Consider the following 23,128-nt stretch of genomic DNA (forward strand, 5'->3'; position numbering starts at 1 on the left):
CGCGGGGCGGCCCCGCGTGCCCCTTTATCCCATTGTTGGCGGCCGCGGCCCCCACCCCCATCTCCCCGCCGGATCACCCCCCCCCGCCCTCAGCCGGGGCCGGGGCGCCGGGGGGGGGCCCCCGCGACCACCTCGTTCATCAGCTGGGTGTTCAGCGCGTTGAGCGCCTTCGGCCGGTTGAGCGTGATCAGCCCCACCCGGCCCTTGCGCTCGACCAGGATCGTCTCGTAGGTCTCGGTCTCGGTCATCGCCGTTGACTCCCATTCCGCTGCTCGGCGCCGCGCGGGCGCGCCCTGACCATCCAACGATCTACGACGCGCCCCGCCTCGCGCCAGTCTTGGTATGCGAGATGGTTGTCACGGGCCCGGCTCCCCGCTGCGGAGCCGGGGCCCAGGGCTCCGGACACGGGGCTCCGGACGCGGGGCGTCAGGGGTCAGAAGCGGACCCCGTAGCGCTCGGCCGCCTGCCGGACGGTCTCCGCCTTGACCTCGCCCCGGCGCGCCAGCGCGGCCAGCGCCGCCACCGCGACCGACTGGGCGTCCACGCCGAAGTGCCGCCGCGCCGCGTCCCGGCTGTCGGAGAGGCCGAAGCCGTCCGTGCCCAGCGACGTCCAGTCCTGCTCCACCCACGGGCGGATCTGGTCCGGTACCGCGCGCATCCAGTCGCTGACCGCCAGCACCGGCCCGGGCGCCCCTGCCAGTGCCCGCGTCACGTAGGGGACGCGCGCCGCCGCGCCCGTACCGGCCGCCGCATGCGCCAGGTTGGCCGCGTCGCAGTCCAGCGCCTCCCGGCGCAGCTCCGTCCAGGAGGGTGCCGACCAGACGTCCGCCGCCACGCCCCAGTCCTCGCCGAGCAGTTGCTGGGCGGCGAGCGCCCAGCGCACGGCGGTGCCCGAGGCGAGCAGCTGGAGCCGCGGCGCGTCGCCGCCCAGCGAGGGCTCCGCCGGGCGGTAGCGGTAGAGCCCGCGCAGGATGCCGTCGGTGACGTCAGCGACGTCAGTAACGTCGGTGACGTCCGTGCCGGTCGGCAGCGGCGGCTGTGGCAGCGGCTCGTTGTAGACGGTCAGGTAGTAGAACACGTCCTCGCCGTGCGGGTGTTGGGGGCTGCTGCCGTACATCCGGCGCAGGCCCTCGCGGACGATCACCGCGACCTCGTACCCGAAGGCGGGGTCGTAGGACAGTGCCGCCGGGTTGGTGGAGGCGATCAACTGCGAGTGGCCGTCGGCGTGTTGCAGGCCCTCGCCGGTCATCGTGGTGCGTCCGGCGGTGGCGCCGATCAGGAAGCCTCGGCCCAACTGGTCGGCCAGAGCCCACATCTGGTCGGCGGTGCGCTGCCAGCCGAACATCGAGTAGAAGATGTAGAACGGGATCACCGGCTCGCCATGGGTGGCGTACGCGGTCGCGGCGGCGGTCAGCGAGGCCATCGAACCGGCCTCCGTGATGCCCTCGTTGAGGATCTGGCCGGTCGCCGACTCCTTGTAGTGGAGCAGCTGGTCGCGGTCGACCGGGTCGTAGGTCTGCCCCAGCGGCGAGTAGATGCCGGCGCTCGGGAAGAGCGACTCCATGCCGAAGGTGCGTGCTTCGTCCGGGACGATCGGCACCCAGCGGTGGCCGCTGGCCTTGTCCCGCATCAGGTCCTTGACCAGCCGGACGAACGCCATGGTGGTCGCGATCTCCTGCGTGCCGGAGCCCTTGAGCAGCGTCTCGAAGGGTTTCGCGGGCAGCTCGGGCAGCGGGGTGAAGCGCACCCGGCGGGCGGGCGCGGGGCCGCCCAGCGCGGCGCGCCGCTCCCGGAGGTAGCGGGCCTCCGGGGAGTCCGGGCCCGGGTGCGCGTACGGGACCAGCTCGCCGGTCAGGGCGCTGTCGGGAATGGGGAGTTCGAGCAGGTCGCGCATCGCCCGGAACTCCGCCCCGGAGAGCTTCTTCATCTGGTGGTTGGCGTTGCGGGCCTCGAAGCCGCGGCCGAGCGTCCAGCCCTTGACCGTCTGCACCAGCACCACCGTGGGGGCGCCCCGATGCTCCAGCGCCGCCCGGTAGGCGGCGTACACCTTGCGCGGTTCGTGTCCGGCCCGGGAGGTCGCGACGATCTCCAACAGTCGCTGGTCGTCCACGGTTTCGGCGATCGCCCGGAGTTCGGGCGCGGCCTGGAACAGGTGCTCGCGGACGTAGCGGGCGTCCGAGGCGGCGTAGGTCTGGAACTGTCCGTCCGGCACCGCGCCGAGCCGGCGCACCAGCGCGCCCGTGGTGTCGCGGGCCAGGAGGTCGTCCCAGGCTTCGCCCCACAGCGACTTGACGACGTTCCAGCCGGCGGCGCGGAACTGGCGCTCCAGCTCCTGGACGATCTTGCCGTTGCCGCGCACCGGTCCGTCCAGGCGCTGGAGGTTGCAGTTGACCACGAAGGTGAGGTTGTCCAGCCCCTCGCGGGCGGCGAGGGCGAGCGCGGCGGTCGACTCCGGCTCGTCCATCTCCCCGTCGCCGAGGAACGCCCAGACGTGCGAGCCGGAGGTGTCCTTGATGCCGCGCGCGGTCAAGTACCGGTTGAACCGGGCCTGGTGGATGGCCGACAGCGGTCCGAGGCCCATGGACACGGTCGGGAACTCCCAGAACCACGGCAGTCGGCGCGGGTGCGGGTACGAGGGCAGGCCGTCGCCGCCGGCCTCCTGCCGGAAGCGGTCCAACTGGGCCTCGCCGATGCGCCCTTCGAGGAAGGCGCGGGCGTAGACGCCGGGCGCGGCGTGGCCCTGGACGTACAGCTGGTCGCCGGAGCCGTCGGCCTCCTTGCCGCGGAAGAAGTGCTGGAAGCCGACCTCGTACAGCCAGGCGGCGGACGCGTACGTGGCCATGTGCCCGCCGAGGCCGCCGCGGTGGTTGCCCCTGGTCACCATGGCGGCGGCGTTCCAGCGGTTCCAGGCGGTGATCCGCCGCTCCATCGCCTCGTCGCCGGGGAACTCGGGCTCGGCGCCGGTCGGGATGGTGTTGACGTACGGGGTGTCCAGGAGCGGGGGGACGTCGAGCCGGCGCAGTTCGGCGTGTTCGACGAGGCGGCGCAGCAGGTGGGCGGCGCGGTGCGCTCCGCCGAAGTCGCGGGCGGCGTCCAGGGAGGCGCGCCACTCCGCGACCTCTTCGGGGTCGTGGTCGGGAAGCTGGTCGAGCTGGGACACGGATGGTTCCCCTTTGCCGGTGCTTCAGAGTGCAGATTCCGGGATGCGGAATAGCATTTCTCTCCATGGAAGGTCTCTATGGACGGTAGGGAGTGGTCTGGCGGCGCGTCAACCGCTACTGGAGGGTAATGTGAGCGATGATCGATCATCTTTGTGCGAACCATAGCGCCGCACCGGGACCCCGCCCGGATCCGCTCAGGCGGAGCGGTCGGCGTACTCCAGGACGTGTTCCGCCAACAGCCGCCCGACCTCCGGATCCCGCCGCCGGAAGGCCTCGATCAGCGGAGCGTGGTCGGCCGCGTTCTCGTGCAACTCCGGGCGGACCCGGTGCAGCGACAGCACCGTCCACACCTCCACGCCCAGCCCCTCCCAGGTCCGCAGGAGCGCCCCGTTGCCGGCGGCGGCCACGATCTCGCGGTGGAAGGCCACGCCGTGCCGGGCCTGCCCGAGCGCGTCACCCGCCCCGGCCGCCGCCGCCATCCGTTCCGCGTGCCGCTCCAGGGCGGCGGTGTCCCCGGCCAGGCGGACGACCGCCGCCTCGGCGGCCAGCCGCTCCAGCGCGGCCCGCACCTGGTAGACCTCCCGCAGTTCGGCCGGGCTGATCTCGCGCACCCGCACGCCCCGGTTGGGCTCGGCGTCGAGCAGCCCGAGCGACTGCAGTGAGCGCAGCGCCTCGCGCACCGGCGCCTGGCTGACGTTCAACTCGGCGGCCAGGCGCCGTTCCACGATCCGGTCGCCGGGCTGCCAGCGCCCGTTCAGCAGGCCCTCCAGCAGCAGTCCGCGCACCTGCTCGCCGAGCGGCACCCGGGACAGCGGGTCGGCGTCCCCGGCGGGCGGCAGCGGGATCGGGCGGGTCATGCGGGCTCCTTGATCGTGGTTCGTGACGCGTGGTTCACGACTAGTGGTTCATGGCGCGTGGTGATGCGGGGCCGCAGCGCAGCCCGGTCAGGCCAGGCCCAACTCGTCGCCCACGCGCGGGGCGAGGAAGCGGGCGACCTCCGCCTCCCCGACGTCGGCGAGCGCGGCCGGGGACCAGCGCGGGGTGCGGTCCTTGTCGATCACCTGGGCGCGAATGCCCTCGACCAGGTCAGGCCCGCTCAGTGCGGCGCAGGAGACGCGGTACTCCTGGTCGAGCACGGCCTCCAAGGAGGGGAGCGTGCGAGCCCGGCGCAGTGCGGCGAGGGTCACCGTGACGGCCGTGGGGGAGTTGCCGAGGACCAGCTCCGCGGCCTCCTTCGCCTCCGCCACACCGGAGTTCAGCAGTCGTTCGACGATCTCCTCGACGGTGTCGGCCGCGTAGCAGGCGTCGATCCAGCCGCGCTGCTCCGCGAGCGCGGACCCCGGCGCGGGCTCGGCGTGCGAGGCGACGACGGCGGCGGGGTCGGGGCTCTCGGCCAGGGCGTCGAGCAGCGCCGCGATCCGTGTCGAGGGGACGAAGTGGTCGGCGAACCCGCACAGCAGCGCGTCACCGGGGCCGATCGAGGCCGAGGTGAGTCCGAGGTGGGTGCCCAACTCGCCCGGGGCGAGCGCGAGCAGTCGACTGCCGCCGACGTCCGGGACCAGCCCGATCCGGGTCTCGGGCATCGCGACGGTGGAACGTTCGGTGACGATCCGGAGCGCGCCGTGGGCGGACAGGCCGATGCCGCCGCCCATGGTGATGCCGTCCATCACCGCGACGTACGGCTTCGGGTAGTGGGCGATCAGCGCGTTCAGCCGGTACTCGTCGCGGAAGAAGGCCCGGGTGCCGGCCCCGCCGGCCTTGGCGTCGTCGTGCAGTGCGCGGAGGTCGGCCCCGGCGCAGAGGCCGCGCTCGCCGGCGCCGGTCAGGACGACGGTGCGCACCCGGTCGTCCGCGGCCCACTCGGTCAGCGTCGCGTGGACGGTGGTGATCATGCCGTGGGTCAGCGAGTTGAGCGCCCGCGGCCGGTTCAGCACGATCCGCCCGGCCCCACCGTCCAGGGAGACCTGGACCTCCGCCACCTCTGCGTTCATCGGGTCCGTTCCCGTCGTTCGGTCGTTCGGTCGTTCCTCGGTCTTGACGACTCCTGTCGTCCACCGTACCGGGGCGGCGCGGAGCCGTGATCACCCGACCGGGCGGTGGGCCGTCCTCACGGCGGACCGGCGGATCGTCCTCACGGCGGACCGGCCGGCTGGGCCCGGTTCGGGTCCCTACGGCCAGGCGCGCAGGGCGAGTTCGGCGGTCCGGGCCAGGTCGGCGGCGGTGGCGCCGTCCCGGGCCTGCTGCGACATGCCCTGGATGACCGTGCCGAAGTAGCCGGCCAGCGCGTGCGGGTCGGCGTCGGGCGGGAGTTCGCCGTCCGCCTGGGCCGTGCGCAGCCTGGCCTCGAAGACGTGGAGGTTGCGGTTGCGCAGGTCGCGCAGGTGGGCCTGGACCTCGGCGTCCTGCGGGGAGACGTTGGTGGCGGCGCTGATCACCAGGCAGCCGGCCGGGTGCGAGGGGTCGGGGTAGATGGCCGCCGCCTCCCGCAGGATCCGGACGAAGGCCGCGTACGCGCTGGTCTCCTCACGCAGGGCGGCCCCCGCGAACGCGCCGACGGGGGAGTGCCCGTAGTGGCGGACGACCTCCTCGAAGAGCGAGCGCTTGTCGCCGAACGCGGCGTAGAGGCTGCCGGGCCGGATGCCCATGGCGGTGGTCAGGTCGGTGACGGAGGTGGCCTCGTAGCCGCGCTCCCAGAACAGCCGGGTCGCCGCCGTCAGCGCCTCGTCCCGGTCGAAGGTCGGCGGTCGTCCGCGCCGGGGCCGCGTCGGGTTCTCGGTCATGCCGGAATTTTAGAACACCCGCTCAACAAGTGTGTTAGCTTCTTTCTTGAGTGAGCACTCAACAAATGTGGTGGGCGAAGCAGGAAGGGGCTCAGTCATGGGCACGCAGGCACTCAAGGGTAAGACCGCGCTGGTCACCGGGGGTAGCAGGGGGATCGGCCGGGCGATCGCCCGCAGGCTCGGCCGCGACGGCGCCACCGTCGCCGTCGGCTACGCCCGCGATCAGGAGGCGGCGGGCGAGGTCGTCGCGGGCATCCGCGCCGACGGCGGCCGGGCCTTCGCGCTGCACGCCGAACTCGGCCGGCACGGGGACGCGGCCGCGCTGTGGGAGGCGTTCGATGCCGGGATCGGCGCGTACGCGCCCGACGGCGGCGTCGACATCATCGTGAACAACGCCGGGATCGGGCGCAGTGCCGACCTCGCCGCGCTCACCGAGGAGGGCTTCGACGAGGTCTTCGCCGTCAACGTCCGCGCGCCGTTCTTCGTCGTCCAGCACGGCCTGCACCGGATGCGCGACGGCGGCCGGATCATCAACGTCTCCAGTGGCGCGGCCCGCCTCGCCATGCCGGAGATCATCGCCTACGGCGCGACCAAGGGGGCGCTCGACACCTTCACCCTCAACCTCGCCAAGCAGCTCGGCCCGCGCGGGATCACCGCCAACTCGGTCGCGCCGGGTGTCGTCGACACCGACGTCAACGCCGGCTGGCTGCGGGGCAACGCGGAGGCGGAGGCCCATGCGGCCTCGCTCGCGGCCCTCGGCCGGGTCGGGCAGCCGGAGGACATCGCGGACATCGTCGCCTTCCTCGCCTCGGACGACGCCCGCTGGGTCACCGGCCGGGTCATCGACGCCACCGGAGGGGCGGGCCTGTAGGCGTGGTGCGTTCGGCGCACGGGGGGAGTTCGGGGAGGGGGCGGGGGTAACAGATAACAGCTGACAGATGATGAAATCTGTCAGCTGTTATCTGTCGTCTGTTATCTGTTATCTGTTTGCCGTCAGTTGTCGGCCGGCGGCTGCGGGCCCGCTACGGCTGGACCCGCCCCGTCACCTCGCCGAACCCGATGACGGCGCCCTCCGGCCCCGGCGCGGTGGCGGTGATGGTGACCTCGTCGCCGTCCTCCAGGAACGTCCGGGTGGTGCCGTCCGGGAGCTTCAGCGGCTCCTCGCCGTTCCACGTCAGCTCGATCAGCGCGCCGCGGGTTTCCGGCTCCGGCCCGCTGACGGTGCCCGAGGCGAACAGGTCGCCGGTGCGCAGCGAGGCACCGTTGACCGTCATGTGGGTGAGCTGCTGCTGCGCCGTCCAGTACATCGAGGCGAACGGCGGCCGGGACACCAGGTGCCCGTTCAGCCGGACTTCCAGCGCCAGGTCCAGTCCCCACGGCTCGCCGTCGCGGTCGTCCAGGTACGCCAGCGGCTCGACGTCGCGCTCGGGCGGCGCGACCCGGGCGTGCTGCAGGGCGTCCAGCGGGACGATCCACGGGGAGACGGAGGTGGTGAAGGACTTGCCGAGGAACGGGCCGAGCGGCACGTACTCCCAGGCCTGGATGTCGCGCGCGGACCAGTCGTTGACCAGGCAGACGCCGAACACGTGCTCGCGGAAGTCGTCCAGGACGACCGGTCGGCCCAGCTCGGACGGGGTGCCGACGACGAAGCCGACCTCCGCCTCGATGTCCAGCCGCCGGGTCGGCCCGAACGACGGCGCCGGGTCGGCGGGCGCCTTGCGCTGCCCGTGGGGCCGCACCACCGGGGTGCCGGAGACGACCACCGTGCCGGCCCGCCCGTGGTAACCGATTGGCAGGTGCTTCCAGTTGGGGGTGAGCGGCTCCGAGCCCGGGCGGAAGATCCGGCCCAGGTTGGTGGCGTGGTGCTCGGAGGCGTAGAAGTCGACGTAGTCGGCGACCTCGAACGGCAGGTGCAGCTGGACCTCGCCCGCCGGCAGCAGCGCAGGCGACAGCGCCTCGCGGTAGGACTCGTCCGTCAGCCATCGGGTGAGGTCGGCCCGGACCTGCGTCCAGGTCGAACGCCCTGCCGCCAGCAGCGGGTTGAGCGAGTCCGCGGCCAGCAGCACGGACGGCGCCCCGGCCGCCCGGGCGGCCGCCGCGGCGTCCAGCACGAAGTCCCCGACGCGCACGCCGATCCGGCGCCGGCCGGGCTGGTCGGCGGCGGTGAACACGCCGTACGGCAGGTTGTGCACGCCGAACGGCGAGTCCTGGGCGCTGGCGAGCCAGTTGTGGGGGGTGGTGCTCAACGGTCCTCCTGGGGCAGTGACGTGGACGGCAGCAGGCCGAGCGCGGCCAGGTCGTCCAGGGGCTCGGCGATGCTGCACGTGCCGAACGCGGTGAACGAGTTCCGGATCACCGTAACCTGACGGTCGGTCAGTGCATGGGCGGCCTTGGCCAGCACCGAGCCGTCGCGCTCCGCCAGTATCGCCGCTGCTGCGGCCCGGTCGGTCTCCTGCGCGGCCAGCAGCACGTTGAGGAAACCGTGGTGCTCGAAGCCGGTGGCCGGGTCGGTGTGCCGGACGGCGTTGTGCAGTCCGGCGGTGCACTTGTACGGCAGTCCGCGCAGTGCGCAGCCGGTGAGGAAGGCGGCCAGCTCCTCCTCGTCCGGGAACGCCTCGGCCACCACCCCGCCGGTGCGGAACTTCGCCCGGTAGGGGCTGTCGACGAGCACGTCCAGCACCTCGTCCAGGCCGTCGCCGCGCAGGAGTTCGCGCGGCAGCTCGACGGCGGCCGGGACGTTCGGCGGCAGCAGCCGGTCCAGGGCGGCGACCGCCTCGGCGGCGTCCCGGACGGCGAGTTCGACGCCGACCACCTCGAAGGGTGCGGCGGCGGCGAGCGCCGGGCCGAGCTCGGCACTGCCCCCCGGCAGTACGAGCCCGACCCTGAGCGGCGCGCCGCCCGAAGCCGCCGCGGCCAACTCGCCCAGCCGGCCCGCTCCGCACAGGAGCGGACCGACCGCCTCGGCGTACCAGGCCGCGCGGTGCCCGCGGTGCGCGGGCACCGCCTCGGCGACCGGCAGGTTCCCCGGGGGGAACACCGCGGCGTCGTCGAAGAGCCCGTGGAACAGCTCGGGGATCGCCCCGGGGCCCGTCCGGTTGGTCACGGCGGACGAGGCGGCGCTCATCGCCCGGGCCCCCGACCGGCCCAGGTCCAGGCGTAGTTGCCGTCCTCGCCGGCCCGGCCGCCCTCGCCGAGCTCCAGCGGGCGGAACGTGTCCACCATGACGGCGAGTTCGTCGAAGAACTCCACGCCGATGCTGCGCTCGTACGCGCCCGGCTGCGGCCCGTGGGTGTGCCCGCCGGGGTGCAGCGAGATCGAGCCCTGGCCGATGCCCGAGCCCTTGCGGGCCGCGTAGTCGCCGCCGCAGTAGAACATGACCTCGTCGCTGTCCACGTTGGCGTGGTAGTACGGCACCGGGATCGACAGCGGGTGGTAATCCACCTTGCGGGGAACGAAGTTGCAGATCACGAAGCCGTTGCCCTCGAACACCTGGTGGGCCGGCGGCGGCTGGTGGACCCGGCCGGTGATCGGTTCGAAGTCTCGGATGTTGAAGGCGTACGGGTACAGGCAGCCGTCCCAGCCGACCACGTCGAAGGGGTGGTGCGGCACGGTGTAGCGGGTGCCCGAGACACCGTTCGGGCCGCGGTGCTTGACCAGCACGTCGACGTCTCCGGCGGCATCCCCGGGGGCGTCGACGACCAGCGGGCCGACCGGGCCGCGGAAGTCCCGCTCGCAGTACGGCGCGTGCTCCAGCAGCTGCCCGTACTTGGAGAGGTAGCGCTTGGCCGGGGTGATGTGGCTGTTCGCCTCGATGCAGTACGCGCGCAGCGGTTCGTCCCCGGCCGGCACCCAGCGGTGGGTGGTGGCGCGCGGGATGATCACGTAGTCGCCCTGGCCGACCTCGATCGAGCCGAAGACCGTCTCGACCGTGCCGGAGCCGGACTCCACGTACACGCACTCGTCACCGAGCCCGTTGCGGTACAGCTCGCTCGGGGCCCCGGCGGCGACGTACGAGATCCGCACGTCGCCGTTGCCGAGGACCAGGCGGCGGCTGCCGACGACGTCCGCGGACTTCCATTCCTGGTCCGCGAACAGCTCGTGCAGCTTGAGGTGGCGGGGGAGCAGGGGGTGGTTGGGCACCGTGGACTGGTCCGGCAGCTCCCACGGCACCGCGTTCACCACGGCCGAGGGGATACCCCGGTGGTAGAGCAGCGAGGAGTCCGACGAGAACCCCTCCTCGCCCATCAACTCCTCGTAGTACAGCCCGCCTTCGGGTGTGCGGTGCTGGGTGTGCCGCTTGGGCGGGATGCTGCCCAGCTGCCGGTAGTACGCCATCTCCCTGCTCCTCCTCGACCGTGCTCAGCCGACCGTCCTCACGGTACGCCCGACCGTGCTCAGAGTTCCCCGGTGCTCAGAGCTTCTCAGTGTTCAGAGCTGCTCAGCGCCCGGGGTTCCCCCGTGTTCAGGACTCCCCGTGCTCAGGGCTCCCCAGCACTCACAGGTTGCCGCGGGCGTCCTGCTCGCGCTCGATCGCCTCGAACAGCGCCTTGAAGTTGCCCTTGCCGAAGCCCAGCGAACCGTGCCGCTCGATGAACTCGTAGAAGACGGTGGGGCGGTCGCCGATCGGCTTGGTGAAGATCTGCAGCAGGTAGCCGTCCTCGTCGCGGTCGACCAGGATGCCGCGCGACTTCAGCTCGTTGATGTCCACCCGCACCTTGCCGATCCGGGCGCGCAGCTCCGGGTCGTCGTAGTACGAGTCGGGGGTGTTGAGGAACTCCACGCCGCGCGAGCGCAGCACGTCGACGGTGGTGAGGATGTCGTTGGTGGCGAGCGCCATGTGCTGGCAGCCGGGGCCGGTGTAGAACTCCAGGTACTCGTCGATCTGCGACCGCTTCTTGGCGATGGCCGGCTCGTTGAGCGGGAACTTCACCCGGTGGTTGCCGCTGGCGACGACCTTGGACATCAGGGCGGAGTAGTCGGTGGCGATGTCGTCGCCGACGAACTCGGCCATGTTCACGAAGCCCATGACCCGGTTGTAGAACGAAACCCACTCGTCCATCCGGCCCAGCTCGACGTTGCCGACGGCGTGGTCGAGGGCCTGGAACAGGCGCTTGGGCGAGCCCTCCGGGTGCTGGACCTTGCTCTGCGCGGTGATGTACCCCGGCAGGTAGGGGCCGTGGTAGCGGGAGCGGTCGATCAGGGTGTGGCGGGTCTCGCCGTAGGTGGCGATGGCCGCGCGGCGCACGGTGCCGTTCTCGTCGGAGACGTCGTTCGGCTCCTCCAGGACGGTCGCGCCGGTTGCGCGGGCGTGCGCGATGCACTTGTCGACGTCCGGGACCTCCAGGGCCAGGTCGACGACGCCGTCGCCGTGGCGGCGGTGGTGGTCCAGCAGCGGGCTGTCCGGCAGCACCCCGCCCTTGATCACGAAGCGGCAGGAGCCGGAGCGGAGCACGAAGGCCTTGCGGTCGCGACGGCCGGTCTCCGGGCCGGAGTAGGCGACCAGCTCCATGCCGAACACGGCCTGGTAGAACTGGGCCGTCTGGGTGGCGTTGCCGACCACGAAGACGACCGCGTCCTGCGCGGTGACCGGGAACGGGTCGGTGGCCGGGTCGTGCTCGACGAGGCCGACGAGGCGGCGCAGCTGGTCGGCGTCGAGGCCGGCCTCGCGCTCCTCGGGGGTCAGCTCAAGGGCGTGGGACTGCGGGGTCATCGGTCGTTCCTCCACTTTTGGCCTCGGCTCTGAGGCGTCCGCTTGAGGCGGCCGCGCCGCGAACGGGTGGGCGGTGCGGCTGGCGGAGAGCTTGCTCCTGTCCGGGTAGCTGGGCAACAGGTCGGGATTTCACTGTTCAATGTGTACAAGCTGATCAGGAAATCCCGCATTCGGCTGCGCAAAATGCGCTGCGATCGGGGCCGGTTCACGGGGTCCGCGACACCGGCTCCTGGACGGTCCCGGGCGGGGCGAGGTGGCGCAGGAACCAGGCCCCGGCGAGCTCGGCGACCTGGTCCAACGTGCCCGGCTCCTCGAACAGATGGCCCGCACCCGGCACCACCGCCAGTTCGCTCACGCAGTGCAGCCGGGCCCGGGCCCGCCGGTTCAGGTCGATCACGGTGGTGTCCAGGCCGCCGACCACGAGCAGCGTCGGGGCGCTCACCCGGCCCAGGACGTCGGGACCGGCGAGGTCGGGGCGCCCGCCGCGGGAGACCACCGCGCCGACGGCGGGCCCGAGCGAGGTGGCGGTGTGCAGGGCGGCGGCGGTGTGCAGCGCGGCCGCGGCGCCGGTGCTGGCGCCGAAGAGGCCGAGCGGCAGGCCGCGGGTCTCCTCCAGCCGGCCCAGCTCCTCGGCGACGGCGGTCAGCCGGTCACCGAGCAGACCGACGTCGAACACCTTGCGGCGGTCCGGCTCCTCCGCCTCGGTGAGCAGGTCGAACAGCAGCGTGGCCAGCCCGGAGCGGTTCAGGTACCGGGCGACGTGCCGGTTGCGCGGGCTGCGCCGGCCGCTGCCGCTGCCGTGCGCGAAGAGCACGATGCCGCTCGGTGCGGCGGGGACGGTCAGCCGGCCGGCGAGGCGCACACCGGCGGCGCGCAGGACCAGCTCGCGGTCCACGCCCACCGGCCCTGGCACGCGCCCGCCCGCGGCCTCGGCGAGCAGCCGCAGGACCTCCTCGTCGCCGGTCTGCGCGAAGTCCCCGTAGAACTCGCCGATCGAGAAGAACGGCGACGGCGTACCGACGCAGACCAGCTCGTCGGCGACCTCGGACAGGCGCTGCGTCCAGTCCGCCGGGGCCACCGGGACGGCGAGCACCACCCGGGCCGCGCCCCGGGCCCGGACGATCCGGCAGGCGGCCCGGGCGGTGGAGCCGGTGGCGACGCCGTCGTCCACCACGATCACCGTGCGGCCGCGCAGGTCGGCGGGCGGGCGGCCGCCCCGGTAGCGGCGGGCCCGGCGCTCCAACTCGGTGCGCTCGCGCCGCTCCACGGCGGCCAGCTGGTCGTCGCCGACCCCGGCCAGCCGGATGACCTGCTCGTTCAGCACCCGGACGCCGTCCTCGCCGATCGCCCCCATGCCCAGCTCGGGTTGGTAGGGCACGCCGAGCTTGCGGATCACGCAGATGTCCAGCGGCGCGCCGAGCGCGGCCGCCACCTCGGCGGCCACCGGAACCCCGCCCCTGGGCAGGGCCACCACCACGGTGTCGGCGCCGCCCAAGTGGCCCACGCGGGCGGCCAGCCGCCGGCCCGCGTCGGTCCGGTCGGTGAAGTGGGTCCCGGTGCCGTGCATGACGCGCCCTCCGTGTTCCACGGTACGTCCGGGCGGCGTCGGGCGGGGCACCGAGGGCGCGGGCCTGGGGTGCGGGCCGGGGGGCCGAGGGCGCGGCCCGTGCCCCAGGCCCGCACCCTCGGGCTCGTTCCTCGTTCTGCGAGGCGGCTACGGCCGCATCTCGTACGCGCCCGACAGCTCCTCGACCCGGGCCCACACGGCGGCGGCCCGCTCCGCGTTGGCGACCGGCCGGCGCACGTTCGCCAACGCCCAGGCGGCCTGCTCCGGGGTCGTCGAGGCCTTGCCGTGCAGCTCGGTCGCGTGCGCGGAGAAGTCGCGGACCAGCGCGTCGAAGATCTGGTCCAGGACGTCCTCGTCCAGGCCGGTCAGCTCCGCCTGCTCCAGCACCAGCTGGCCGTAGACGATCAGTGCGAACAGCTGGCCGATCTCCAGCAGGAAGTCCAGGTCCGCCTGCTGCTCCTTGCTCGGTGCGTGGCTGAGGAGCAACTCGCAGAAGCCGTCGGCCTGTTCGCGGAAGCGGGCGACGTTCGGCAGCTGGGTGTGGCGGTCGTACGCGGTGCGCCAGTCGTGGAAACGGATCGCGCCGAGGCCGCGTGCCGCACCCTGGCGGAACAGGAAGGCGTCATCGGTGGCGTCCAGCCGGGTCGGCACCGGGGCGTAGTCGCTCGGGGCGAACAGGTAGTTGCCCATGAACTTGAGGATCAGCGCCAGGTTGACGTGGACGGTGCCCTCCAGCTTCGGCAGGCCGCGGATGTCCTTCGCCGCCTTGTCGAAGTAGGTGTCCGCCTCGAAGCCCTTGGCCGCGATGACGTCCCACATCAGGTCGATGACCTTCTCGCCCTCGGTGGTGACCTTCATCTTGGTCATCGGGTTGAACAGCAGGTAGCGGCGGTCCTCGGGGGAGGCGGTGCGGAAGTAGTCCACGGCCCGCGCACTGAACATCTTCATCGCCACCAGGCGGGCGTACGCGTCGGTCAACTCCCGCCGCACGTGGGGGAAGTCGGTGACCTTCCGGCCGTACAGCACCCGGTTGTGGGCGTGCGTGACGGCCTCGTACATCGCGTGCTCGCAGATGCCGACCGAGGCCGTGCAGAGGTTGAACTTGCCGACGTTGACGGTGTTCAGCGCGGCGTCGAAGGCGGCCTGCCCGGTGTGCAGCACGTCCTCGGCGCGCACCGGGTAGCCCTCCAGCCGGAACTCGCTGACGTACATCTGGGCGTTCACGACGTTCTTGACCAGGTGGTACGCGTCGTGGCGGCTGTCGGCGGCGAAGAAGACGTAGCCCTCGGGGCCCTCGACGTCGGAGCGGCGGCCGAACACCGAGACCAGGCCGGCCACGTTGCCGTTGCCGATGTAGTACTTGGAGCCGGTCGCGGTGAAACCGCCCTCGCCGTCCGGGGTGAGGATCATGTCGGTGGAGTAGATGTCGGCGCCGTGGGTGCGCTCGGAGAGCCCGAACGCCATGACGTGACCCTCCGTCAGGAGCTTGGCGGCGCGGGCCCGGACGGCCTCGTTCTTGCTCTGCCAGACCGGCCCGAGGCCGAGAATGGTGACCTGCCAGGTGTACCAGTAGCCGAGGCCGTAGAAGCCCAGGATCTCGTTCAGCTCGGCGATCCGGGAGGTGTCCCAGCGCTTGCCCGGGTCGGCCGCGGACGGGGTCAGGAACTCCGCGAACAGGCCCTCCTTGGCGGCGAATTCGAGGAAGTCGGCGTACCAGGTGCGGTCGACGTAGGTGTCGATCAGCGCCTTCTTGCCGCGGGACTCGAACCAGTCCACGGTCGCGCGCAGCAGTCGGCGGGTCGGCTCGTCGAACTGCGCGGGGTCGTACGTACGCGGGTTGAAGAGCATCACGGGCTCCCGGGGGTCGAGGGTGAGGGGCGGCGGGTGGTGGCTGCTGGGTGGCGGCGAACAGCAAACAGATAACAGATGACAACTAACAGATTTCAGATTCTGTTATCTGTTACCTGTTGTCTGTCACCCGCGGCGAGGCGGTGCAGGGTGGCGAGCACGTCGTCGAGCCAGGCGAGGGTCATCCGCTCGTACTCGATGCCGCCGCGCAGCACCACGTGCTGGAGCTCCTGCCGGGTGTCGAGCGCGGTGAGGTCGGGGAAGTCGCGCTGCTCGCCGTGCAGGTAGCGGGCGAGCAGAGCGGCGTGGCCCTCGCGGTGCCGTTCGACCTCGGAGATCAGCGCGGCCGGGTCGTCGAAGGCGGCGGCGCGGATCTTGACCGCGAGCTCGTGTCGGACGGACTCCGGCTCGACCGGTTCGCGCAGCCAGTCGGCGAGCACGGCCCGTCCGGCGTCGGCCGCCGAGTAGACCTTCTTGTCCGGCCGGCCGTCCTGGGCGACCTCCTCGGAGGCGACCCAGCCGTCGGCCTCCATCCGCCGCAGCACCTTGTAGATCTGTTGGTGGGTGGCGGTCCAGAAGCGCCCGATGGAGCGGTCGAAGCGCCGGGCCAGTTCGTAGCCCGAGCCCGGCTGCTCCAGCAGTGAGACGAGGATCGCGTGCTCCAGTGCCATGTCCCGCATCCTGCTATGCAACGAATTGCATAGGCAATGGGGGTCCGGAGTGGTGAGACGCAGGTCACCGGCGTGATCGGATGGTTATCGATCATTTGCGACCAAAAGGCGCAAATCATCGGATAAGCGCCAGAATGGGTACGGGGCAAGAGCCCTCCATGTTCCGAACCATAGGAGGTGGTATCGGTGTCTACCCAGATTCCGATGGGCATGGAGCATCACCCGGACATCGTCGAACTCCGGGAGCACTACGAGCGGATCACCTCGACCCCGCGCGCCCAGGCCACGGAGGCCCTGGCCGTGCTGGCCGGCCTGTTCCTGGCGGCATCGCCATGGATCGTCGGCTTCACCGCCTTCAACACGCTGACCGTGACCTGCCTGATCGTCGGCCTGGCCTACTGCGTGCTGATGGCGGGATACGGGTCGGCCTACGAGCGCACCCACGCGAGGGCCTGGGCGGCCACCGTGCTCGGCGCGTGGACGATCGTCTCTCCCTGGCTCGTCTCCGGATCGGCCGCGCAGGGCAGGAACATCGTCACCTGCGTCATCGTCGGTGCCGTGATGTTCCTGCTCGGTCTCGCGGCGATCTCGATGGCCACGATCACGGCGAACGGAGCAGCGATGCGGCTCGGCCGGGCCGGCCGCGCCAAGGGCTGACGTCACTGACAGTCCGCGTCCGGGGCGTGGAGGGCCGAACCGTCCTCCGCGCCCCGGCGCACGTCGTCAGGGAGCCGCGGCCGTCACGGGCGGGTCGTTGGCCGTCATGGGCGGGTGGGTGGCCGTCACGGGCGGGTCATCCGCAGGACGTCCAGGGCCTCGTCGAGCTGTTCCCGGGTGAGCTTGCCCTGTTCCACGTAGCCGTGCTCCAGCACGACCTGTCGGATCGTCTTCCGCTCGGTCAGCGCCTGCTTGGCGACCTTCGCGGCCTCCTCGTACCCGAGGTAGCGGTTCAGCGGGGTGACCACCGAGGGGGAGGACTCCGCGTACTCCCGGGCCCGTTCGACGTTGGCGGTGATGCCGTCCACCGTCCGGTCCGCGAGCAGCCGGGCGCTGTTGGCGAGCAGTCGCACCGACTCCAGCACGTTGCGGGCGAGCACCGGGAGCATCACGTTCAGCTCGAAGTTGCCGCTCGCGCCGGCCAGGGTGACCGTCGCGTCGTTGCCGACCACCTGGGCGGCGACCATCAGCACCACCTCGGGGAGCACCGGGTTCACCTTGCCCGGCATGATCGACGAACCGGGTTGCAGGTCCGGCAGGTTGATCTCGCCGAGGCCGGTGCGCGGGCCCGAGCCCATCCACCGCAGGTCGTTCGCGATCTTCGTGAAGCCGACGGCCACCGTGCGCAGTTGCCCGCTCAGCTCGACCAGGGCGTCGCGGGCGCCCTGCGCCTCGAAGTGGTCCCGGGCCTCGGTCAGCGGCAGGCCGGTGGTGCGGGCGACCTCCTCGATCACCGCCGCCGGGAAGCCCGGCGGGGTGTTGATCCCGGTGCCCACCGCCGTGCCGCCGAGGGGCAGTTCGGCGACCCGGGGGAGCGTCGCCAGCAGCCGCTCCCGCCCGTGCCGCACCTGAGCGGCGTAGCCGCCGAACTCCTGGCCGAGGGTGACCGGCGTGGCGTCCATCAGGTGCGTCCGGCCCGACTTGACCACCTGCGCGAACTCGGCGGCCTTGCGTTCCAGCGCCTCCGCCAGGTGCTCCAGCGCCGGGATCAGGTCGTGCGTGACGGCGGCGGTGGCGGCGATGTGGATCGAGGACGGGAAGACGTCGTTGGACGACTGGCTGGCATTCACGTGGTCGTTCGGGTGGACCGGGCGGCCCAGCCGCTCGGCGGCCAGGGTGGCGATCACCTCGTTGGCGTTCATGTTGGACGAGGTGCCCGAACCGGTCTGGAACACGTCCACCGGGAACTCGTCGTCCCACCGCCCCTCGGCGACCTCCTCGGCCGCCGCCGCGATCGCCGCCGCCGTGTCCTCGTCCAGGACGCCGAGACGGGCGTTCACCCGGGCCGCGGCGGCCTTGATCCCGGCCAGCGCGGCGATGTGGGCGCGCTCCAGCCGCTGGCCGGACACCGGGAAGTTCTCCACCGCCCGCTGCGTCTGCGCCTGCCACTTCGCGGCGGCCGGCACCCGGACCTCGCCCATCGAGTCGTGCTCGACGCGGTACTCCCGCTGGTTCTCCTGCTCGTCACCCATCACGCGCTGCACCTCCTGAACGGGCCGGTGGTCCGGCCCCGAGCGGTCTCCGATCACCACAGCCGCGCGCGGGCCCCGGGTATTTCCGCCCGGCCGCATCCGGTGTTGCAGCCCGGCCACGCTCGCCGTTCCGGCCCGGCCGCATCCGGTCGTTACCGTCGCGTCCGGTCGTTACCGCCGGGACAGCTCGGCCGCATCCGGTCGTTACCGCCGGGGCAGCTCGGCGCGGACCAGTTCGCCCGGCGCGGTGCCGGCCTGGGCGACCAGGGCGCCGCCCGGCGCCCAGAAGCCGGAGCCGCCCGAGGTCTGCGGCTGCTCGCCGCTCGCCCCGGCGGAAGTGGCCAGCACGGCCCACACCCCGTGGGTGGCGGCGCGGTCGCGGAGGTGCCCGTCCCGGCGGGCGGCCTGTGCGGGCCCCGCGCCGTACAGGGTGGAGGCGACGTAGGCGTCGATGCCGAGCGCGGCGGTCTCCTCGGCGTGCGCGGGATCGGCGGCGTCGGCGCAGATCGCGAGGCCGAACCGCAGGCCGTCCAGTTCCAGGACGGCGGGCCCGTGGCCGGGGGTGAACCGGTCGTGCTCGGCGCCGTGCAGCCGCGTCTTCCGACACACGACGGCGGCGCCTTCACCGGTGACGGCCAGGGTGGCGATGGACTCGCCCCCGTCGGGCTCGGTGACCGGCGCGCCGACCAGGGCGGTCGTGCCGGTCGCGGCGCAGGCGGCGACCAGCGGGGCGAGGCGCGGATCGGCCGGGCCGAGCGCGGGTGCGGCCAGGTCGTAACCGGTCAGGGACAGCTCGGGGAACACCACCAGGCGCGCGGCGGCTTCCCGTACGGCCTGCGCGTGCCGTTCGACGTTCACGGCCACGGTGTCCGGGCGGCCGGCGTCGGCGCAGGCGGGCTGGGCGACGGCCACGGTGACGGTGGCAGTGGGGGCGGCGGTGGCGGTGGTGGCGGCGATCAGGGGTGCGGGCATGGCGGTGTCTCCGGGCACGAGGTGGAAAAGATCAACGTATGCGCAGGTCCGGGCGGTGGACAAGGGTTTCGCGTGGCAGCCGGGACGGAGCCGCCCGGGGCGGACGCACGCACCGCTCCGCGCTGCGCCCGGAGCGGCCGCGGCCCGGAACATGATCACCCGAATGGATGAATAGCTGCGTGGAGTGCTTCAAACTGCCGTACGCCACTTCGTACGCTCCTGCCCAGGCCGGATTCACACCGGCCCCACCCGGATCGCCGCTGCTCGGCATCATCGCTGCGCGGCATCACCGCCGCTCGGCGCGGGTGACCGGCTAGTGGGGGCGGACTCATGACGACGACAGGGCGGGGCATGACCGGGGGCACGGAAGACCGCAGGGGGACGGACCCGGGGACGGAGCCGAGGACGGCTCCGGACGCGGTCCCGGACGCGGGGAACGGGCGCGGGAAGGTTCGTGGAAACGCCAGGGGCGGCGGCCTCACCAGGCGGCAGATGCTCGGCGCCTCGGCCGCCCTGGGCGGCGCGGCCTGGCTGCTGCGCGGCACCATCGGCCCGGACAGCGCCGAGGCGGCCACCCCGGTGCCGCCCGGCCTGCCCGTCGGCACCGAGTTGTACCAGCGGGTCTTCCAGAACTGGTCCGGCGAGATCCGCACCGACCAGCTGTGGACCTGCGCGCCCCGCACGCCCGAGGAGGTGCCGGCGCTCGCCGACTGGGCGCACGCCAACGGCTGGCGCCTGCGCGCCACCGGCTACCGGCACACCTGGGCGCCGCTCACCGTCGCCAACGGGACCCCGGACAGCGCCCGCGTCCTGCTCGTGGACACCAGCCGCCACCTCACCGCGATGACCGCCGACTCGCCGACCACCGTCCGGGTCCAGACCGGCGCCACCATGGAGGACCTGCTCGCCCACCTGGCCGGCCGGGGCCTCGGCCTGACCGCGTGCCCGGCACCCGGCGAACTCACCGTCGGCGGGGTGCTCGCCATCGGCGGCCACGGCACCGCCGTACCCGCCGCCCACGAACTCCGGCCGAAGGGGCACGGCTACGGCTCGGTCAGCAACCAGGTCGTCCGGCTCACCGCCGTCGTCCTCGACCCGGCCACCGGCCGCTACACCCTGCGCACCTTCGAGCGCGCCGAGGCCGACAGCGCCGCCTTCCTGGTGCACCTGGGCCGCGCCTTCCTCACCGAGGTCGTGCTGCGGGCCGGCGCGGACCGGCCGCTGCGCTGCGTCAGCCGTCTCGACATCCCGGCCAGTGAACTGTTCGCCCGCCCCGGCACCGGAGGCGGCGGCGGGCTCCTGGGTGGCCTGCTCGGCGGTGGCGGCCCACGCACCCTCGCCGACTTCGTCGAGCGCGACGGCCGGGTCGAGGCCATCTGGTTCGCCTACACCGAGTACCCCTGGCTGAAGACCTGGAGCGTCGCCCCGGCCAAGCCGCTGGGCTCCCTGCCCGTCGACCAGCCCTACAATTACCCCTTCTCGGACAGCATTCCGGAACCGGTCGCCCGGCTCGCCGGCCAGATCCTCGCCGGCGCCTGGGGATCGGCCCCGCTGTTCGGCCAACTCCAGTACCTGATCGCCAAGGTGGCGCTCACCGGCGACCTCACGGACGTCCTCCTCTCCGGCGGACTGCTGCGCGACCTGCTCAGCGGCGACCTGATCACCCACCTGCTCGCCGGTGGCCTGCGCTCCGACCTCTGGGGCCCGTCGCGCAGCCTGCTGCAGTACGTCCGGCCCACCACCCTGCGGGTCACCGCCAACGGTTACGCGGTCCTCGCCAAGCGTGCCGACCTCCAGTGGGTGGTCAGCGAATTCGCCGCCTACTACCGGAAGTTGCTGGCCGACTACCAGGCCCGGGGGGAGTTCCCGGTGAACGGCGCGGTGGAGATCCGGGTCACCGGCGTGGACGACCCGACCTCCTCCGGCGTCCCCGGCGCGCGGCCGCCGCTGCTGTCCGCGCTGCGTCCTCGGGCGGACCGCCCGGAGTGGGACACCGCGATCTGGCTCGACGTCCTGGCCTTCCCCGGCACCCCGGGGCTGGAGCGCTTCGCCCGGGACCTGGAGCAGTGGCTGCTGCGCACCTTCGACGGCACCCGGGCGGGCCTGCGGGTCGAGTGGTCCAAGGGCTGGGCGTACACCGCCGACGCGGCCTGGTCCGACCCGGACCTGCTCGGCCGGGTCATCCCCGCGAGCCTGCGCGACGGCGGCGGGCCGGGCTGGGACGAGGCGGTTGCCGTACTGGACCGGCACGACCCGCACCGGGTGTTCGGAAACCCCTTCCTGGACGGGTTGTTGAAGTAGTGGAGCACATTTGACGGAACGTCAGATGTGCTCCATGACGATCACCGCGAGGGTGTCCGGAGCCAGTGCGCGGAAGACGTGCGGGGCGTCGCCCGGGTAGCTCACGTAGTCGCCCGGGCCCAGCTCGACCGGGGCCTCCGTCGGTCCGGCCAGCGCCCGGCCCGAGCCGACCAGCACGTGCTCGACGGTGCCGGGCATGTGCGGGTCGGAGGCCCGGGTCTCGCCCGGCTGCGCCTCGATCCGGTAGATGTCGCGCCGGGCGTTCGGCGGGCAGGAGGACAGTACGGTCGCCGCGTAGTCGGCGCGCTCGGAGTGGGTCACCGGGCCCTCGCCGGCCCGGATCACCTTGACCGCCGGGCGCGGGGGGTCGACCAGGCGGCTGAACGGTACGTTCAGCGCGACGGCGAGGGCCCAGAGCGTCTCCACGCTCGGGTTGCCCGCGCCCGACTCCAGCTGGGAGAGCGTCGACTTGGCGATGCCCGCGCGCCGGGCCAGCTCCGCCATCGACAGCCCGCCGCGTTCGCGCTCGCGCCGGATGGAGACGGAGATCAGGCCGATCAGATCCGCGCCGGAACCCGCGCTCGGGGTGGTCCGGTCACTCATGCTTGCCACTCACGCTCTCTCCTGGTTCCTTCTCCGGCCCCCGTGCGGCTGGTGCCGTTCATGCTGCCACTCGTGAGGGCGGCTGTCCGCATCTGCCCGCCGTTCGCCCTGCCGGTCCAATCGTTCGCCTTGACGAACGGCGGGCGATGGGTTCACGCTGGTGGACATGCGTTCGCTACTCCGAACACTGGAGCGTGCCACCCTTCGGGACATCGCTCTCGTCTGCCTCGCCGACGCACTCGTCGGCGCCTCCTTCGGCGCGATCAGCGCCTCCGGCGGCCTGCCCCTGTGGGTGCCGGTCGCGCTCTCCGTCCTGGTCTTCGCGGGCGGCTCCCAGTTCGCGGCGGTCGGCGTGGTGCTGTCCGGTGGCGGTGTGCTCGCCGCCGTCGCCACCGGGCTGGTGCTCAACGCCCGGCTGCTGCCCTTCGGCTTCGCCGTGGCCGACGTGCTCGACGGTCCGTGGTGGCGGCGGCTGTTCGGCGCGCAGCTGATCACCGACGAGACCGCCGCGTTCGTCCTGCGGCAGGACGACGGGCGGCGGCGACGGGCCGCGTTCTGGCTCTGCGGGCTGGCGCTGTTCGTGGTGTGGAACGTCTCGGTGGTGCTCGGGGCCCTGGCCGGAGGGCTGATCGGGGATACGGACGCGCTGGGCCTCGACGCGGCCTTCCCCGCCGTGCTGCTCGCGCTCGTGCTGCCCTCGCTCGCGGACCGCCGGGTCCGTACCGCCGCCGTGGCCGGCGCCGTCGTCGCGGTCGCGGCCACGCCGTTCGTCCCGGCGGGGCTGCCCGTCCTGCTCGCCCTCGTCGGGCTGTTGTTCGCCGGGCGGCCCGGAACGCGCGAGGGGCGTGACGGTCGTGACGGTCGTGAGGTGCGGGAGGGGCGTGAGGTGCGGGAGCCGCAGAACTCGCTGCAGTTGCGGGAGCCGCGGGAGTCGCGGAAGGGGGCGTCGGTCGAGGGGCCGGGCGTCCCGGTGATCGAGCGGGAGGAAGCCCGATGATGCCGTTGTACGCCGTGCTGCTGCTGGCCGTCGGGACGTACGCCTTCCGCCTCGCCGGGCCGCTCCTCGGCCACCGGCTCGCCCTCTCGGAGCGCGTGCGGCACCTGCTCGCCGTCGCCGCGGCCGTCCTGCTGGTCGCCCTGGTCGCCACCGGTGCCCTCACCCAGGGCCAGGGCTTCGCCGGTTGGGCTCGCCCGGCCGGCGTCCTGGTCGCCGGTGTGCTCGCGCTGCGGCGGGCGCCGTTTCCGGCGGTGGTGGTTGCGGGTGCGGCGACGACGGCGCTGCTGCGGCTGTGCGGGGTGGGGTGAGCGGGGTGGGGTGAGCGGCGC

At 72.8% G+C, this 23,128-nt stretch carries 19 protein-coding genes and 1 pseudogene; 5 read left to right on the forward strand and 15 right to left on the reverse strand.

Annotation, left to right across the window (positions count from 1 at the left end; genetic code table 11):
• Nucleotides 1–116: 116 nt before the first annotated feature.
• The 5 genes and pseudogenes from ACFV61_RS20675 to ACFV61_RS20695 all read right to left on the reverse strand — a co-directional run.
• Nucleotides 117–248: pseudogene (locus ACFV61_RS20675) on the reverse strand (enoyl-CoA hydratase); the annotation flags it as partial.
• A gap of 185 nt (nucleotides 249–433) precedes the next feature.
• Nucleotides 434–3,160: a pyruvate dehydrogenase (acetyl-transferring), homodimeric type gene (aceE, locus tag ACFV61_RS20680; RefSeq protein WP_380493133.1), complete on the reverse strand. Its 2,727-nt coding sequence runs from the start codon at nucleotides 3,158–3,160 to the stop codon at nucleotides 434–436.
• A gap of 195 nt (nucleotides 3,161–3,355) precedes the next feature.
• On the reverse strand, nucleotides 3,356–4,018 hold the full coding sequence (locus ACFV61_RS20685) for a GntR family transcriptional regulator (RefSeq protein ID WP_063349879.1): 663 nt from the start codon (nucleotides 4,016–4,018) through the stop codon (nucleotides 3,356–3,358).
• 87 nt (nucleotides 4,019–4,105) lie between these two features.
• Complete coding sequence (locus ACFV61_RS20690; protein ID WP_380493135.1) at nucleotides 4,106–5,152, reverse strand: enoyl-CoA hydratase/isomerase family protein; 1,047 nt, start codon at nucleotides 5,150–5,152, stop codon at nucleotides 4,106–4,108.
• A gap of 177 nt (nucleotides 5,153–5,329) precedes the next feature.
• Nucleotides 5,330–5,941: a TetR/AcrR family transcriptional regulator gene (locus ACFV61_RS20695; protein ID WP_380493137.1), complete on the reverse strand. Its 612-nt coding sequence runs from the start codon at nucleotides 5,939–5,941 to the stop codon at nucleotides 5,330–5,332.
• Between the two features lie 97 nt (nucleotides 5,942–6,038).
• Between ACFV61_RS20695 and ACFV61_RS20700 the strand changes: the two genes are divergently transcribed.
• Nucleotides 6,039–6,812 (forward strand): SDR family oxidoreductase, encoded by a 774-nt coding sequence (locus ACFV61_RS20700; protein ID WP_380493140.1) that lies wholly within the window; start codon nucleotides 6,039–6,041, stop codon nucleotides 6,810–6,812.
• A 151-nt stretch (nucleotides 6,813–6,963) separates the two neighbouring features.
• Here the strand turns inward: ACFV61_RS20700 and fahA are convergent, their stop codons facing one another.
• From fahA to ACFV61_RS20735, 7 genes are all read right to left on the reverse strand, one after another.
• Complete coding sequence (gene fahA, locus ACFV61_RS20705) at nucleotides 6,964–8,187, reverse strand: fumarylacetoacetase (RefSeq protein ID WP_380493142.1); 1,224 nt, start codon at nucleotides 8,185–8,187, stop codon at nucleotides 6,964–6,966.
• The gene (locus ACFV61_RS20710) at nucleotides 8,184–9,065 is read right to left on the reverse strand and encodes a hypothetical protein (protein WP_380493144.1); all 882 of its coding nucleotides are present in this window, start codon (nucleotides 9,063–9,065) and stop codon (nucleotides 8,184–8,186) included. The genes fahA and ACFV61_RS20710 overlap by 4 nt, the downstream gene beginning before the upstream one ends.
• Entirely contained in the window at nucleotides 9,062–10,276 is a 1,215-nt protein-coding gene (locus ACFV61_RS20715; protein WP_380493147.1) for a homogentisate 1,2-dioxygenase, read from the reverse strand. Before ACFV61_RS20715 ends, ACFV61_RS20710 begins: the two co-directional genes overlap by 4 nt.
• Nucleotides 10,277–10,436: 160 nt before the next feature.
• The gene (hppD, locus tag ACFV61_RS20720; RefSeq protein WP_063349886.1) at nucleotides 10,437–11,651 is read right to left on the reverse strand and encodes a 4-hydroxyphenylpyruvate dioxygenase; all 1,215 of its coding nucleotides are present in this window, start codon (nucleotides 11,649–11,651) and stop codon (nucleotides 10,437–10,439) included.
• 205 nt (nucleotides 11,652–11,856) lie between these two features.
• Nucleotides 11,857–13,218 (reverse strand): phosphoribosyltransferase family protein, encoded by a 1,362-nt coding sequence (locus ACFV61_RS20725; RefSeq protein ID WP_380424749.1) that lies wholly within the window; start codon nucleotides 13,216–13,218, stop codon nucleotides 11,857–11,859.
• A gap of 147 nt (nucleotides 13,219–13,365) precedes the next feature.
• Nucleotides 13,366–15,066 (reverse strand): acyl-CoA dehydrogenase family protein, encoded by a 1,701-nt coding sequence (locus ACFV61_RS20730; RefSeq protein ID WP_371520327.1) that lies wholly within the window; start codon nucleotides 15,064–15,066, stop codon nucleotides 13,366–13,368.
• Nucleotides 15,067–15,161: 95 nt separating this feature from the next.
• A complete protein-coding gene (locus tag ACFV61_RS20735; RefSeq protein ID WP_380493150.1) occupies nucleotides 15,162–15,737 on the reverse strand; it encodes a PadR family transcriptional regulator in 576 nt (191 codons plus the stop codon).
• A gap of 186 nt (nucleotides 15,738–15,923) precedes the next feature.
• On the opposite strand from ACFV61_RS20735, the gene ACFV61_RS20740 reads away from it, so the two are divergent.
• A complete protein-coding gene (locus ACFV61_RS20740; RefSeq protein ID WP_063349890.1) occupies nucleotides 15,924–16,394 on the forward strand; it encodes an SPW repeat protein in 471 nt (156 codons plus the stop codon).
• 125 nt (nucleotides 16,395–16,519) lie between these two features.
• Here ACFV61_RS20740 and ACFV61_RS20745 read toward each other — a convergent pair whose 3' ends face one another.
• Together ACFV61_RS20745 and ACFV61_RS20750 are read right to left on the reverse strand one after the other, a co-directional pair.
• Nucleotides 16,520–17,926 carry a class II fumarate hydratase gene (locus ACFV61_RS20745; protein WP_380493153.1) on the reverse strand — a complete coding sequence of 469 codons (1,407 nt, stop codon included), beginning with the start codon at nucleotides 17,924–17,926 and terminating at the stop codon, nucleotides 16,520–16,522.
• Between the two features lie 204 nt (nucleotides 17,927–18,130).
• Nucleotides 18,131–18,898 (reverse strand): carbon-nitrogen hydrolase family protein, encoded by a 768-nt coding sequence (locus ACFV61_RS20750; RefSeq protein ID WP_380493155.1) that lies wholly within the window; start codon nucleotides 18,896–18,898, stop codon nucleotides 18,131–18,133.
• 492 nt (nucleotides 18,899–19,390) lie between these two features.
• Here ACFV61_RS20750 and ACFV61_RS20755 point away from each other — a divergent pair, with 492 nt between their 5' ends.
• The gene (locus ACFV61_RS20755; RefSeq protein WP_380493158.1) at nucleotides 19,391–21,199 is read left to right on the forward strand and encodes a cholesterol oxidase substrate-binding domain-containing protein; all 1,809 of its coding nucleotides are present in this window, start codon (nucleotides 19,391–19,393) and stop codon (nucleotides 21,197–21,199) included.
• Between the two features lie 21 nt (nucleotides 21,200–21,220).
• Here the strand turns inward: ACFV61_RS20755 and ACFV61_RS20760 are convergent, their stop codons facing one another.
• Entirely contained in the window at nucleotides 21,221–21,802 is a 582-nt protein-coding gene (locus ACFV61_RS20760; RefSeq protein WP_363367331.1) for a helix-turn-helix domain-containing protein, read from the reverse strand.
• 166 nt (nucleotides 21,803–21,968) lie between these two features.
• Here ACFV61_RS20760 and ACFV61_RS20765 point away from each other — a divergent pair, with 166 nt between their 5' ends.
• Complete coding sequence (locus tag ACFV61_RS20765; protein ID WP_380493161.1) at nucleotides 21,969–22,799, forward strand: AzlC family ABC transporter permease; 831 nt, start codon at nucleotides 21,969–21,971, stop codon at nucleotides 22,797–22,799.
• Nucleotides 22,799–23,107 carry an AzlD domain-containing protein gene (locus tag ACFV61_RS20770; protein WP_063349896.1) on the forward strand — a complete coding sequence of 103 codons (309 nt, stop codon included), beginning with the start codon at nucleotides 22,799–22,801 and terminating at the stop codon, nucleotides 23,105–23,107. The genes ACFV61_RS20765 and ACFV61_RS20770 overlap by 1 nt, the downstream gene beginning before the upstream one ends.
• Nucleotides 23,108–23,128: the final 21 nt, after the last annotated feature.

Source organism: Kitasatospora sp. NPDC059817 (genome assembly GCF_042731835.1).
Taxonomy (GTDB): Bacteria; Actinomycetota; Actinomycetes; order Streptomycetales; family Streptomycetaceae; genus Kitasatospora.

What these genes read in the sequence shown, in the direction of transcription:
- ACFV61_RS20685 (WP_063349879.1), bottom strand. Translation starts at nt 4,018, where the DNA reads ATGACCCGCCCGATCCCGCTGCCGCCCGCCGGGGACGCCGACCCGCTG.
- ACFV61_RS20690 (WP_380493135.1), bottom strand. Translation starts at nt 5,152, where the DNA reads ATGAACGCAGAGGTGGCGGAGGTCCAGGTCTCCCTGGACGGTGGGGCC.
- ACFV61_RS20695 (WP_380493137.1), bottom strand. Translation starts at nt 5,941, where the DNA reads ATGACCGAGAACCCGACGCGGCCCCGGCGCGGACGACCGCCGACCTTC.
- ACFV61_RS20700 (WP_380493140.1), top strand. Translation starts at nt 6,039, where the DNA reads ATGGGCACGCAGGCACTCAAGGGTAAGACCGCGCTGGTCACCGGGGGT.
- ACFV61_RS20710 (WP_380493144.1), bottom strand. Translation starts at nt 9,065, where the DNA reads ATGAGCGCCGCCTCGTCCGCCGTGACCAACCGGACGGGCCCCGGGGCG.
- ACFV61_RS20715 (WP_380493147.1), bottom strand. Translation starts at nt 10,276, where the DNA reads ATGGCGTACTACCGGCAGCTGGGCAGCATCCCGCCCAAGCGGCACACC.
- hppD (WP_063349886.1), bottom strand. Translation starts at nt 11,651, where the DNA reads ATGACCCCGCAGTCCCACGCCCTTGAGCTGACCCCCGAGGAGCGCGAG.
- ACFV61_RS20725 (WP_380424749.1), bottom strand. Translation starts at nt 13,218, where the DNA reads ATGCACGGCACCGGGACCCACTTCACCGACCGGACCGACGCGGGCCGG.
- ACFV61_RS20730 (WP_371520327.1), bottom strand. Translation starts at nt 15,066, where the DNA reads ATGCTCTTCAACCCGCGTACGTACGACCCCGCGCAGTTCGACGAGCCG.
- ACFV61_RS20735 (WP_380493150.1), bottom strand. Translation starts at nt 15,737, where the DNA reads ATGGCACTGGAGCACGCGATCCTCGTCTCACTGCTGGAGCAGCCGGGC.
- ACFV61_RS20745 (WP_380493153.1), bottom strand. Translation starts at nt 17,926, where the DNA reads ATGGGTGACGAGCAGGAGAACCAGCGGGAGTACCGCGTCGAGCACGAC.
- ACFV61_RS20750 (WP_380493155.1), bottom strand. Translation starts at nt 18,898, where the DNA reads ATGCCCGCACCCCTGATCGCCGCCACCACCGCCACCGCCGCCCCCACT.
- ACFV61_RS20755 (WP_380493158.1), top strand. Translation starts at nt 19,391, where the DNA reads ATGCTCGGCGCCTCGGCCGCCCTGGGCGGCGCGGCCTGGCTGCTGCGC.
- ACFV61_RS20760 (WP_363367331.1), bottom strand. Translation starts at nt 21,802, where the DNA reads ATGAGTGACCGGACCACCCCGAGCGCGGGTTCCGGCGCGGATCTGATC.
- ACFV61_RS20765 (WP_380493161.1), top strand. Translation starts at nt 21,969, where the DNA reads ATGCGTTCGCTACTCCGAACACTGGAGCGTGCCACCCTTCGGGACATC.
- ACFV61_RS20770 (WP_063349896.1), top strand. Translation starts at nt 22,799, where the DNA reads ATGCCGTTGTACGCCGTGCTGCTGCTGGCCGTCGGGACGTACGCCTTC.